The sequence below is a fragment of the Streptomyces sp. NPDC031225 genome, assembly GCF_055570355.1.
The window spans coordinates 104,383-116,819 of record NZ_JBVIHJ010000017.1; the positions used below are offsets into that span (position 1 = coordinate 104,383).

A 12,437-nucleotide genomic window follows, 5' to 3' on the forward strand; every position below is an offset into this window, starting at 1 on the left:
GGTCGGTCACCCTCGGCGGCGGAAGCCTCTCCTCACGTCCGCCGCCCGAACAGCTCCCGCAGGACGTCCTCCATCGTCACCAGACCCGCCAGCCGCCCGTCCTCGCCCAGTGCCGCCGCCAGGTGCGTCCGGCTGCGCCGCATCGCCGTGAGTACGTCGTCCAGCGGCGTGGCCGCCCGGATCCGCGCGATCGGCCGCATGTCCCGCACCGGGAACGGCAGATCCCGCGGCGAGGCGTCCAGCGCGTCCTTGACGTGCAGATAGCCCACGATCCGCCGCCCCTCGTCCACCACCGGGAAACGCGAGAACCCGGACTCGGCCGACAACGCCTCCAGCTGCTCCGGCGTGACGCCCACGCGCGCGTAGACGACGCGCTCCAGGGGCAGTACGACGTCCCGCACGGGCCGCCGCCCCAGCTCCAGCGCGTCGTGCAGCCGCTCCCGCGCCCGCTCGTCGATGAGGCCCGCCTCGCCGGAGTCCCGCACGATCCGGGCCAGCTCGGCGTCCGAGAAGGTCGCCGTGATCTCGTCCTTGGTCTCCACGCGCAGCAGCTTCAGCAGCGCGTTGGCGAAGGCGTTGACCGCGAAGATCACCGGGCGCAGCCCCCGGGCGAGGGTGACCAGCGGCGGCCCAAGGAGCAGCGCGGTGCGCACCGGCTCGGCGAGCGCGATGTTCTTGGGCACCATCTCGCCGAGCAGCATGTGCAGATAGGTCGCCAGCGTCAGCGCGATCACGAAGGACACGGCGTGCCCGGCGCCCTTCGGCACGCCCACGGCGTGGAACACCGGCTCCAGCAGATGCGCGATCGCCGGCTCCGCGACCACACCCAGGACCAGCGTGCACAGCGTGATCCCGAGCTGCGCTGCCGCCATCAGAGCGGAGACGTGCTCCAGCCCCCACAGCACGCTCTTCGCACGCCGGTCGTCCTGCTCGGCGTACGGCTCGACCTGGCTGCGGCGCACGGAGATCAGAGCGAACTCCGCGCCCACGAAGAAGGCGTTGACGACGAGGGTCGCCAGACCGATCAGCAACTGCACCGCGGTCATGCCCCGGCCTCCTGCCCCGAACCGACGTCCAGTGGCGCGTGCAGCAGCACCCGCGCCGCCCTGCGCCCCTGCGCGTCCTCCACGTCGAGCCGCCAGCCGACGACGTCCACCGAGTCGCCGACGGCCGGAATCCGGCCGAGCTCCGTCGCGACCAGACCGGCCAGCGTCTCGTACGGCCCCTCGGGCGCCCGCAGTCCCAGGCGCGCGAGCTGGTCCATCCGCGCCGCACCGTCGGCCCGGAAGAGCCCCCTGCCCTCGTCGTCGGTGCCGACGGGCGCCAGGTCGGACATCTCGTGCGGATCGTGCTCGTCCCGTACCTCGCCGACGACCTCCTCGACGATGTCCTCCAGGGTCGCCACGCCCGCCGTACCGCCGTACTCGTCGATGACGACGGCCATCGTCCGCTTGCCGGACAGCCGGTCCAGGAGGCGGTCCACGGTGAGCGACTCGGGCACCAGGAGGGGCTCGCGCAGCAGCTCGGCGACCGAGGCCCGGGGCCGCCGCTCGGCCGGGACGGCCAGGACGTCCTTGATGTGTGCGATGCCCACCACCGAGTCGAGGCTGCCGCGGTAGACGGGGAACCGGGACAGCCCGGTCGCGCGCGTCGCGTTCGCCACGTCCTCGCAGGTCGCCTGCACGTCCAGGGCCATCACCTGCACCCGCGGGGTCATCACGTTCTCCGCGGTCAGGTCGGCCAGATTGAGCGTCCGCACGAACAGTTCGGCGGTGTCCGCCTCCAGCGCGCCCTCGCGCGCGGAGTGCCGGGCCAGCGCGGCCAGCTCCTGGGGTCCGCGCGCGGAGGCCAGTTCCTCGGCAGGCTCCAGGCCGAAGCGTCGTACCACCCGGTTGGCGGTGTTGTTGAGGTGGGTGATGAAGGGGCGGAAGGCCGCGCTGAACCAGCTCTGCGCGGTGCCCACCCGCTTGGCCACCGCCAGCGGCGAGGAGATCGCCCAGTTCTTGGGCACCAGCTCGCCGACCACCATCAGGAAGACGGTCGACAACGCGGTGCCGAGCACCAGCGCCACCGAACGCGCTGTGGACCGCGAGGCCCCCAGCGACTCCAGCGGTCCCGCGATCAGCGCCGCGACCGACGGCTCGGCGAGCATGCCGACGACCAGGTTGGTCACGGTGATCCCGAGCTGCGCCCCGGACAGCTGGAACGTCAGATTCCGTACGGCCTTCAGGGCACCGGAGGCGCCCCGCTCACCGCGCTCCACCGCACGTTCCAGCTGCCCGCGCTCCACCGTGGTCAGCGAGAACTCCGCGGCCACGAAAGCACCGCAGGCCAGCGACAGCAGGATCGCCACCAGCAGGAGGAGCACTTCGGTCATCGGGTCACCTCCGTCCCATGATCGGACAGGGCTCCGAGGATCGCCTGTCCTGAGCGGCGTCCGCCACCCCGGTCGGCGAGGGCCTGCACCCGGCGCCGCAACTTTTCCTCAGGCGCATACCCCGCCGCACGCACCGGCACCATCACGGGCCCGCCCAGCCCCGACGACGTCCCGTGCGCGCTCGCGGTGCACACGGATGGCCGCCGTTCGACGCCGGGGGGGACCACCCTCAGCGTCGGCGCCGGCGGTGCTCCCTCCATACCGCCGAAACCGCTGCCGTTCCGGACCCCGGACCGTTATCGCCCGCGCAGCTCCGCCATGACCGGTGCGAAGGCCTCCATGGACGCCTCCAGCACCGTCAGATACGTGAATCCGTACCGGTCGCGCTGCGCCAGCACCTGCGTGACGATCTCCTCGACCGTGCCGATCAGCATGATGGGCAGGTCCAGCGCCTGCTGGAGGGTCAGGTCCGGTAACCGGTGCAGGAACGGTGTGGCCTCGGCCTCGCGGTCGTCGGTGACGACGACCGTCTGGGCGAGCAGGTTCAGCTCGGCCGGTTCCTCGCGGCCCTCGGCGAACTGCCGATACCGCGCGACACGCTCGTCGAGTTCCTCGGCGGTGGTCGGAATCAGCTTGCCGGTCGTGTTCCCCGGCACCAGGGTCGCCCCCGTGAAGGCCGCGATGTCCGCGTGCTCGGCGGACAGCTTCAGCACCCGGTTGCCGATACCGCCGATCAGCAGGGGCACCCGGGGCCGCTGCACCGGACGCGGCACATGGTCCGCCGACGACAGCAGCCGCTCCAACTCCTCGACCGTGCGCCGCAGATGGTCCACCCGCTCACCCGGCGAACCGAAGGGCAGCCCGGCCAGGTCGTGCTCGGAGCGCACGTATCCGGTACCCAGGCCGAGTTCGAGACGGCCGCCGGTGAGAGCGTCCACCGTGGCCACCTCGCGGGCGAGCAGCGCCGGGTTCCAGAAGCCCGCGTTGAGCACGAACGTGCCGAGCCGCGGCCGCTCGGTGACCTGCGCCGCCGCGACCAGCGCCGGGAACGGCGCGACCTTGCCGAGATGGTCCGGGACCAGGATCACGTCGTACCCGAGCTCCTCGGCCCGGCGGCACTTGGTGCGCCAGTCCTCGTCGGTGGCGGCGGCGGTCAGGTTGACGGCAAAGCGGAAGGGGCGCGGCATGAACTCTCCTCAGCGGTAAGCGACTTGAGTTGTATGCCCGCCCCTGCCTCACTCGTGCGCGATCGCGGCCAGCACATTCATGCGCGATGCACGCAACGCCGGCAGCAGTGCCGCCACGATGCCCACCACCGCCGATCCGACGACGACCGCGACGATCGTGCCCCAGGGGATCGCCAGCGCGTTCAGGCCCTGCAACGCCAGCACCTGCTGGGTGCACACGCCCCACACCAGCCCCAGCGCGAGTCCGAGGACCGCGCCGAACACCGCGATCACCACCGACTCCAGACGGATCATCCGGCGCAGCTGGCGCCGGGCGAGCCCGATGGCGCGCAGCAGCCCGATCTCCCGGGTGCGTTCCACGACCGACAGGGCAAGGGTGTTGACCACGCCGAGCACCGCGATGACGATCGCGAGTCCGAGCAGCGCGTACACGAGATAGAGCAGGACCGCGATCTGGTCGTGGACGAGGTCCTTGTAGTCGGCGAGGTCACGCACCTGGACCTGCGGATACGGGTCGAGCGTCTTCTCCAGTCCCGCGCGCAGCCGGTCCGCGCCGGTCCCGGAGGCGGCGTTCACGTACAGCGCGGAGTCCTGGCCGCCCGGCGCGAACCGCTCCAGCGTGCCCAGGCCGAAGTAGATGCCGCCCTGCGTCCCGAACCCGCCCGAGGAGCCCTGGTCGGTGAGGGCGCCCACCGTCAGTTCTGTCCTGCGTCCGCCCTGGAACTCGACCGGGATCCGGCTGCCGACCTTCACGTCGTGGTCGCGGGCGAAGCCCAGGTCCATGGCCAGGTGCCCGGAGGCGAGCGCGGCCGCGGTGCCGCCCTGCGCGTAGGTGATGTGGGCGACGTCGTCGAGCCGCGGGTCGTAGCCCGCGGCGGTCGTCTCGACCCGCTTGCCGTCCGGCAGCCGTACGGCGATCGGTGCGAACCGCGACCGTACGACGAGCCCGGCGCCGGCGGTGCCGCGCACCGCGGTCGTGACCTCCTGCGGGAACGGCAGGAAGTTGCCGTTCTGCACGACGAAGTCGGCGCCCAGCGTCTTGTCGATCTGCTCGTCGAAGGACTTGGACATGGACGCGCTGGCCACGGACATCCCGCCGACCAGGGCGAGGCCGACCATCAGGGCGGCCGCGGTGGCACCGGTGCGGCGGGGATTGCGCAGGGCGTTGCGCTGGCTCATCCGCCCGACCGGACCGAAGAGGGCCGGGAAGGCCCCGCCCAGCACCCGGATCACCGGGCGCACCAGCAGGGGGCCGGCGATCACGGTCGCCAGGAGGGTCAGGACGACGCCGAGGCCCAGGAAGGAGGCCGCCGACGCGGTCTTCGACGCGAGCGCGCACCCGACGAGCGCGGCCGCGCCCGCCGCCCCCACCAGGCCGCCCACGATCGCGCGGACCTTCAACGGCCGTCCGATGTCGGCGATCTCGGCGTCCGCGAGGGCCGCCATGGGTGAGACGCCCGCAGCCCGCCGGGCCGGGAGATAGGCCGCCACGAAGGTGACGCCCACGCCGACCACATAGGCCGCGACCGGCGTTCCCCAGCCGATGACCATCTCGCCGGTGCGGATGTTCATGCCGAAGGCGTTCATCAGCGCGATGAGCCCGGCGGCCAGCCCGATGCCCGTGCCGAGCCCGACCGTGGAGCCGACCAGGCCGAGCAGGAGTGCCTCGGTGAGCACCGAGCGGCGGACCTGACGCCGGTCGGCGCCGAGTGCGCGCAACAGGCCCAGCTCACGGGTGCGTTGGGCGATCAGCATCGAGAAGGTGTTGACGATGAGGAAGACGCCGACCAGGACGGCGATGCCCGCGAAGCCGAGCATGACGTACTTGACGACGTCGAGGAATCCGCCCAGTTGGTCGACGTCCGACTTCGCCTGCTCCTCCGCCGTCCGGTACTCGTAGGTGCCCGTGCCGAGTGCGGCGGCCACCCGCTGCTTGAGCTGGTCGTTGCTCACGCCCTCGGCGGCGTCCACGGAGATGCTGGTGGCGGCCGTCGAGGACCCGAGCAGCTTGGTCTGCGCGGTCGGCGGGTCGAGGAACAGCAGCGAGGCACCGGGGTTGGTGGTGGTGAAGGTGGCGATGCCGACGATCCGGACCTTGAACGAACCCGGTCCCGCGATCACGGTGAGCGGGTCACCGATGCGCAGGTCCTTGCGGTCGGCGGTCTCCGAGTCGAGCAGCGCCTGCGACGGGCCGTGCGGGGCGTGCCCGGAGGTGAGCTTGAGGGGGCTGCGCTCGGTGGGGTTCCAGTCGGTGCCGATGGTGGGGGCGCCGGTGGTCGAGCCGATCGACTTGTTGTGGGAGTCGGCGACGGTGATGCCGTCGTCCTCGGCGTCGAAGCGTGCGGCGGCGACCCCGTCGACCTTGGCCAGCCGGTCCGCGAGCGCGGCCGGCAGGGTGGCCGTCGTCCCGGACGGGATGGCCTCCTTCAGGCCCTCCTTGGGGCTGACCGTGAGGTCGGGGGCGGTCGAGGCGAAGAGCCGGTCGAAGGTGCGGCTCAGCGTGTCGGAGAAGATCAGGCTTCCCGACACGAAGGCCACCGACAGGACGACGGCCAGCGCGGACAGCAGCAGCCGCCCCTTGTGCGCGAGAAAGCTCCGCAGTGTTGCCTTCAGCACGGGCTCAGTCCTTGTCGAGGGTCACGTCACCGGAGCCGCCGTCAGCCGGGGAGCCCGGGGAGCCCGGTGAGTCCGGTGAGCTTGAAGAATCCGGTGAACCCGAAGAATCCGGTGAACCCTCGAACTGGCCGCGGATCACGTCGAAACGCTTCATGCGCTCCAGCACCGCCTCCGCCGTCGGCCGCTCCATGCTGTCCACGATCCGTCCGTCCCCGAGGAAGAGCACCAGGTCGGCGTGGGTCGCCGCGCCCGGGTCGTGGGTGACCATGACGACGGTCTGCCCGAGCTGGTCGACGGCCCGGCGCAGAAAGCCGAGGACCTCAAGGCCCGCCCGCGAGTCGAGGTTGCCGGTCGGCTCGTCCGCGAAGATCAGCTCGGGCCGGGAGGCGAGCGCCCGCGCGCACGCCACCCGCTGCTGCTGACCACCCGAGAGCTGCGAGGGCCGGTGCCCCAGCCGGTCCCGCAGGCCCAGTGTGTCGATGACCTGGTCCAGCCACTTCTCGTCGGGCTTCTTGCCCGCGATGTCCATGGGCAGGGTGATGTTCTCGGCCGCGTTCAGCGTCGGGATCAGGTTGAACGACTGGAACATGAACCCGATCCGGTCCCGGCGCAGCCGGGTCAGCTCGCGGTCCTTCAGCCCCGTGATCTCGGTGTCGCCGAGCCACACCTGGCCGGACGACACGGTGTCGAGCCCCGCGAGGCAGTGCATCATCGTGGACTTCCCCGAGCCCGAGGGGCCCATGATCGCGGTGAACCGGCCCCGCGCGATGTCGACGTCCACCGAGTCCAGGGCGAGGACGGCCGTCTCGCCCGAGCCGTACGCCTTGGTCAGAGCGCGGGCGCGGGCCGCGGTCCCGTCGGCCGGAACGGCGCCGGGGGCGTGCTCGGCAGCAGCTGTGGACAAGGCTCTCTCCTCGTTCGTGGACGACGTGGCTTACCCATCCGGCCGAGCCTAATGTGATCCACCCCACACTCGGTATCCCCCGTGCGACCGAGACGTTCTCCACCCCAGGTCGGGCCCCTGATGCCGGTGTAAGGGGCACATTCCATCCGGGGGAGGGGCCCCTTGCGGATGCTAGCGGTTCGGCGCTAGCTTCGAGGTATGGCGAAAACTCAGTTGAACGTGCGGGTGGACGAGGGCGCCGCCCGAGCCGCCCGTGAACGTGCCCTCGCCCGTGGCGTGAGCGTCAACCGCTACATCGAGGAGCTGGTCATGAAGGACACCGGCGAGGCGGGCCAGGCCTTCGTGGAGGCCGCGGCCGACTTCATGAAGCAGTACGAATCCGTCTTCGTGGAGGAATTCGGCAAGGAACACGAGGCTCGTTGAGCGATCTGCACATCGATCTCGCCTGGCTCCTGATGCTCGCCGAGCAGAAGACCCCGGGCGACCCCCAGGTCACCGACTGGGGTGCCCTGGTCGCCGCCGTGGCACGGCACCAGGCGGAGATCTTCGACATCCCGGTCTACGACAGCCCGCACATGCGCGCCGCCGCCATGCTGCAACTCCTCATCCACGTCCCGGCGTTGGAGCGCACCAACGCGCTCTTCGCGTGCGCCGTCGGGTACGCCTATCTCGTCGCGAGCGGGCTGAGGGTCGTCACCTCGCCCGAACTCGTCCGTGACCTCGCCAAGGTGGCCAAGAAGGGCGACGCCTCGGTGCTCGACATCGCGCGCGAGCTGAGGAAGTGGACCTTGTGACCCTGTGATCAGCGCTCCGCCGACGGCGGCCGCCACGCGGTGCCGAGCACACAGAAGGACGTGGGCAGCTTCGGTCCCTTCTCCGGCATCAGCACCCGCCGGTAGGGGCCCAGTTCGAAACCGGCGGCCCGCAGCGCGCCGACCGGGTCGCGGCCCAGGTGGCAGCCGCCGTTCAGCGGGGGCCACAGCGTGCGGTCCAGGGCGCGCTGGGTGAGGCGCATCGCCGGGCCGCCGCCCCTGCCGTGCTCGAAGAACCGCACGATCCCGCCGGGACGCAGCACCCGCCGCACCTCGCCGAGCGCACGCGGCACATCGCGCACACTGCACAGCACGAGCGAGATCACCACGGCGTCGAAGGCCTCGCTCTTGACCGGCAGCGCCTCCGCGGCCCCGGGCGCCACGTCGACCGGCACCTCCGAGCGCAGGGCGGACTCCACCGCCAACTGCCGCAGGCGGCGCTCCGGTTCGATCGCCACCACCTCGGAGACCGTGCCCGGGTAGTGCGCGAAGTTCAGGCCGTTGCCCGCGCCGATCTCGATCACCCGCCCGGACAGTCCGGCGAGCAGCCGCTCACGGACACCCGCCATGCCCATTCTGGTCTCGGCGGCGACACTGACCCGGGCGTAGTACCGGGCGAACAGCGGATGGTGGACGGGATCCCGGGACGCCTTGCCGGAGTGGGCGGACCGTAGTGGCATGGCAGCCTCCCTCGCAGGACTGGTCCTGCTGTGAGTGTCCCCCGCGGGACCCCGTCGCACCCCCGCCGGCGGCTCACTCCACGAAGTCGCGCACCTGTCCGTAGACGCCGTGGTCGTTGTTCATGTCGGTGTGCGAGATGCAGCCGACCTCGACGTTCGTCGCGCCGCTCAGGATCGCCGTGGTGTCCGGGGTGAGTGCGTCGTCGCAGTTCGACCAGTAACTGGCGTACGCGACGCTGCCCGGCGTCTCGTCACCCGAGTTGAGGGCGGTGAGGAAGGAGCTGCCGGTGTTCATCTGCGCGCACGAGGTGTAGATCCACGCGCACCAGGCGGCCGTGGTCGTCCCGTGGTTGACGCCGGCGGCCGAGACGAAGTCGTCCACGTACGCCGTGCCGCCGAGGTTCTTCAGGTAGTAACGGGCGCTCAGCGCGCCCATCGAGTGGGTGACCAGGTCGACCTTCGAGGCGCCGGTCGCCTTGAGCACCCGCTGGATCTCGGTGGCCAGCTGCTGGGCGGTGGTGACGTTCGACTGCGACCAGCTGTAGGTCCAGGCGTCCAGCTGGGACGCGCTGTAGCCGTCGGCCTTGAAGTCGGCGATCCAGTCGTCCCAGCTGCTCGCGTCACTGCTGATGCCGTGCACGAAGACGATCGGGTTGTGGGTCGCCGCGTGGGCGGGGGCCGCGGAGAGGGAGAGGGACAGAAGGAGCGGTGCCGTGACGGCCGGGACGACCGTGGCGATGCGACGCGTGAAGCGCCTCATGATGCCTCCTGAACGGGTGGGGTTGTCAGGAGTGTCCGGCGGGTCTACGCGCGCCGCATCGGCGAAATCGCCGGTCTTTACGGGTCAATTAACTCGCCAGTAACGTGAATGGCGTGGTGACTCCGGTGAACCCCCCGCCTCAGACCCGTACTTCGCCACCGCGGCGCGTGCTCCCGGCGCTTCCCGAGGGCGTCAGGGTGCGGCTGCTGCATTCCGTGTACGGCGACCCGCGCGCCGCAGCCGAACTGGTGACGCTGCTGACGGTCCGTCAGTCGGCGGGCCTGGACCCGCTTCCCACCGAACCCGCCGACCTCGCCCCCGCGCTGCTGCGCGCACTGCGCGCGGAGATCCGGTCCCTGTCCGACGACACCCGTCTCCTGCTGCTCCTCGCGGCGGCCGACCAGTACCCGGTCGCCACCCACGCGTTCCTCCGCGCCGTCACCGCCGCCCGCCTCGACACCCGGCCGCTGGAGAAGGCCGAGGCGGTCGGCGTGGCGCACTCGGGGACCGGCGGTGTCGTCTTCCGCGACGCCTGGACGCGGATCGCCGCCTACGAGGCCGGTTCCCCGGCCGACCGCCGTGACGTCCACCGGCTGCTGGCCCGCGTGCTGCACGGCGACGACGAGGTCCCGCGGCGCTCCTGGCACCGCGGCGCGGCCGCCCTCGGCCCCAGTGGACGGCTCGCGGCGGAGCTCCGGGGCGCCGCGGACGCGGCCCGCCGTACCGGCCGACCCGCCCTGGCGCGGGCCCTGGTGGAGCGCGCCGCCGCGCTCTGCCCGGATTCCCCGGAACGCTCCCGCCTGGTGACACGTGCCGCCACCGACGCATGGCAGGCAGGTGACGGCGACCGGGCCCGCCGTCTCGCGGCCGACGGCGCGGCGGACGACGCCCTGACGGGCCTGTTCGCGCTGCGCGCGGGCAACGCCACGGAGGCGTTCGACGCGCTTCTCGGGGCAGCGGCGCAGCGCGCGAGACCCACGGGAGAGCCCACGAGAGGGAACGATTCCCCGGAACGGGGTGGAACGCCGGATGACCGTGCGGTACCCCACGACGAGGCGTCCTCCGACCCGGCCGAACTGCTCCTCGCCCACGCCACCGAGGCCGCCGTCTACACCGGTGACCTGCGCCGCTGCCGGGAGGCAGCCCGGTTCGCCGGACGGCTGGGCATCACCGCGCCCGGCACGCTCGGAGGGCTCGCGGCCGCCTTCGAGGGACGTTACGAGGACGCGCGCGACCTCCTCCAGGCGGCGGCCGGGCGCTGCGGCCCCGGCGGCGACCCCACCCTCCTCGTCCACGCCGGCATCGCCGCCCTGATGCTCGGCGACCACACCCGCGCCGCCACGGCGACCCTCCGGGCCTCCGCCTCCGCCCGCGCCCAGGGCGCGACGGGCGCCATGGCGCAGGCCATGGAGTTCCGCGCCTACGCCGACTTCTGGACCGGCCGCCCGCAGGCCGGACAGGCCGCCGCGACCGAGGCACTGCACCAGGCGTACGCCACCGGCCAGGACAACGGCGCCTGTCATCTCCAGGCCGCCCTCGCCATGTTCGCGGCGATCACGGGCGACGCCGACGTCTGCCGCGAACGCGCCGCCGCCGCACGGTCCTACGCCCTCGCCCGGGGCCTCGGCCTGCCCGCCGCCCTCGCCCAGTGGGCGCTCGCCTTCCTCGACCTCACCGGTGGCCGCTTCGCCGGTGCGGCGGCCCGGCTGCGCGCGCTCGCCGGGTTCGGTCCCGGCCACGGCCACCGCGCCATCCGGCACCTGGCCACCCCGCACTACGTCGAGGCGGCCGTCCACACCGACGACACGAGGATCGCCCGCGGTGCCCACGCCGACTACCACCGCTGGGCCACGGTCGTCCGCAGCCCCGACGACCTCGCCCTCAGCGCCCGCTGCCGCGCCCTGCTGGCCCCCGGTGAGGAAGCGGTCGAGCACTACCGCACGGCCCTCGACCTGCACGCCCGCGGCACCCGCGACTTCGAACGCGCCCGCACGGAGTTCCTGTTCGGCAGCGCCCTGCGCCGTCTGCGCCACCGCACGGAGGCCCGCGACCGTCTCCACAGCGCCCTTGAGGCCTTCGACCACTTCGGAGCACCGCACTGCGCGGCCCAGGTCCGGGCCGAGCTCCGCGCCCTCGGCGCCCCGGCCGCCCCGACGCACACAGCGGACCCCGCCGCACGCCTGACCGCCCAGCAGTTGCTGGTCGCCCGCATGGTCGCCGAGGGCGCAACCAACCGTGAGATCGGGGCCCGGCTGGCCCTCAGCCCCCGCACGATCGACCACCACCTGCGCGGCGTCTTCACCCGCCTGGGCATCCGCTCACGCGTCGAACTGGTACGGCTCCTCGCGGAGAGCGAGGCCTCGTAGAGGGGGCGCAGGGGTGTCTCAGGGTGCCTCGCGCACCCCGAACGCCTCCGCGTCCCACGTCCCGTCGAGCCGCGGTGCCAGCCAACCGGGCGCCGCCGTACGGAAGTCGGCCGGAGCGAGCCCGCCGGCTCCGGCCGGAAGGGCGCCGAGCAGCGGAGCCCCGGACACGTCCGGCAGATCAGCGAGGTTGCAACGCGAAGCGAGATCGGGGGAGTCGGGCCAGCTGCCGATCACCACACCCGCCAGGTCCAGGCCGCGGCGCCGGAGTTCCCGTGCCGTCAGTTCCGTGGTGTTCAGGGTCCCCAGGCCCGCCGACGCCACGACCAGGACCGGCGCCCGCAGCAGCTCCGCCGCGTCGGCCAGTGTCCCGCCCATGTCGTCGAAGCGGACGAGGAGCCCGCCCGCGCCCTCGACCAGCACCAGATCGTGCTCGGCGGCCAGTTCGGCGGCGGCCTTGGCCACCTCGGGAGGGCGCACCGGTGCGAGCAGAGCCCGCCGGGCGGCCGTCGCCGGAGCCAACGGCTCGGGATAGCGGGCGACTTCGGCCTTCGTCACCGGGCCCGCGAGCCGGGCCACCTCGTCGGCGTCCCCCGGCTCGTCCGGCCGTACGCCGGTCTGCGCGGCCTTCAGGACGGCGACCGTCCGTCCCGCGGCGAGCGCGGCGGCGGCGACGGCGGCCGTGGCGACGGTCTTGCCGACCTCCGTGCCCGTCCCCGTGATCACCAGTACCGGCAT

11 protein-coding genes are annotated in these 12,437 nt (G+C 72.6%); 3 read left to right on the forward strand and 8 right to left on the reverse strand.

Features of this window, described 5'->3' with window-relative positions; translation table 11 throughout:
- Nucleotides 1-32: 32 nt before the first annotated feature.
- The 5 genes from ACZ48Z_RS27485 to ACZ48Z_RS27505 form a co-directional block, all read right to left on the reverse strand.
- Nucleotides 33-1,046, reverse strand: coding sequence for a hemolysin family protein (locus ACZ48Z_RS27485; protein ID WP_468738559.1), 1,014 nt, complete (start codon nucleotides 1,044-1,046; stop codon nucleotides 33-35).
- The gene (locus tag ACZ48Z_RS27490; protein WP_468738560.1) at nucleotides 1,043-2,377 is read right to left on the reverse strand and encodes a hemolysin family protein; all 1,335 of its coding nucleotides are present in this window, start codon (nucleotides 2,375-2,377) and stop codon (nucleotides 1,043-1,045) included. The genes ACZ48Z_RS27485 and ACZ48Z_RS27490 overlap by 4 nt, the downstream gene beginning before the upstream one ends.
- Nucleotides 2,378-2,673: 296 nt before the next feature.
- On the reverse strand, nucleotides 2,674-3,564 hold the full coding sequence (locus ACZ48Z_RS27495) for an LLM class F420-dependent oxidoreductase (protein ID WP_468738561.1): 891 nt from the start codon (nucleotides 3,562-3,564) through the stop codon (nucleotides 2,674-2,676).
- 48 nt (nucleotides 3,565-3,612) lie between these two features.
- The gene (locus ACZ48Z_RS27500; RefSeq protein ID WP_468738562.1) at nucleotides 3,613-6,180 is read right to left on the reverse strand and encodes an FtsX-like permease family protein; all 2,568 of its coding nucleotides are present in this window, start codon (nucleotides 6,178-6,180) and stop codon (nucleotides 3,613-3,615) included.
- A gap of 4 nt (nucleotides 6,181-6,184) precedes the next feature.
- A complete protein-coding gene (locus ACZ48Z_RS27505) occupies nucleotides 6,185-7,084 on the reverse strand; it encodes an ABC transporter ATP-binding protein (protein WP_468738563.1) in 900 nt (299 codons plus the stop codon).
- A 198-nt stretch (nucleotides 7,085-7,282) separates the two neighbouring features.
- On the opposite strand from ACZ48Z_RS27505, the gene ACZ48Z_RS27510 reads away from it, so the two are divergent.
- Both ACZ48Z_RS27510 and ACZ48Z_RS27515 read left to right on the forward strand, forming a co-directional pair.
- Nucleotides 7,283-7,507: an antitoxin gene (locus tag ACZ48Z_RS27510; protein ID WP_468738564.1), complete on the forward strand. Its 225-nt coding sequence runs from the start codon at nucleotides 7,283-7,285 to the stop codon at nucleotides 7,505-7,507.
- A complete protein-coding gene (locus ACZ48Z_RS27515) occupies nucleotides 7,504-7,878 on the forward strand; it encodes a fic family toxin-antitoxin system, toxin component (protein WP_468738565.1) in 375 nt (124 codons plus the stop codon). Before ACZ48Z_RS27510 ends, ACZ48Z_RS27515 begins: the two co-directional genes overlap by 4 nt.
- Before the next feature lie 8 nt (nucleotides 7,879-7,886).
- Here ACZ48Z_RS27515 and ACZ48Z_RS27520 read toward each other — a convergent pair whose 3' ends face one another.
- Together ACZ48Z_RS27520 and ACZ48Z_RS27525 are read right to left on the reverse strand one after the other, a co-directional pair.
- Nucleotides 7,887-8,576 (reverse strand): class I SAM-dependent methyltransferase, encoded by a 690-nt coding sequence (locus ACZ48Z_RS27520; protein ID WP_468738566.1) that lies wholly within the window; start codon nucleotides 8,574-8,576, stop codon nucleotides 7,887-7,889.
- Between the two features lie 73 nt (nucleotides 8,577-8,649).
- Nucleotides 8,650-9,336 carry an esterase/lipase family protein gene (locus tag ACZ48Z_RS27525; RefSeq protein ID WP_468738567.1) on the reverse strand — a complete coding sequence of 229 codons (687 nt, stop codon included), beginning with the start codon at nucleotides 9,334-9,336 and terminating at the stop codon, nucleotides 8,650-8,652.
- A 167-nt stretch (nucleotides 9,337-9,503) separates the two neighbouring features.
- Between ACZ48Z_RS27525 and ACZ48Z_RS27530 the strand changes: the two genes are divergently transcribed.
- A complete protein-coding gene (locus ACZ48Z_RS27530; RefSeq protein ID WP_468738658.1) occupies nucleotides 9,504-11,702 on the forward strand; it encodes a LuxR C-terminal-related transcriptional regulator in 2,199 nt (732 codons plus the stop codon).
- 18 nt (nucleotides 11,703-11,720) lie between these two features.
- Here the strand turns inward: ACZ48Z_RS27530 and bioD are convergent, their stop codons facing one another.
- Nucleotides 11,721-12,437, reverse strand: coding sequence for a dethiobiotin synthase (bioD, locus tag ACZ48Z_RS27535; RefSeq protein WP_468738568.1), 717 nt, complete (start codon nucleotides 12,435-12,437; stop codon nucleotides 11,721-11,723).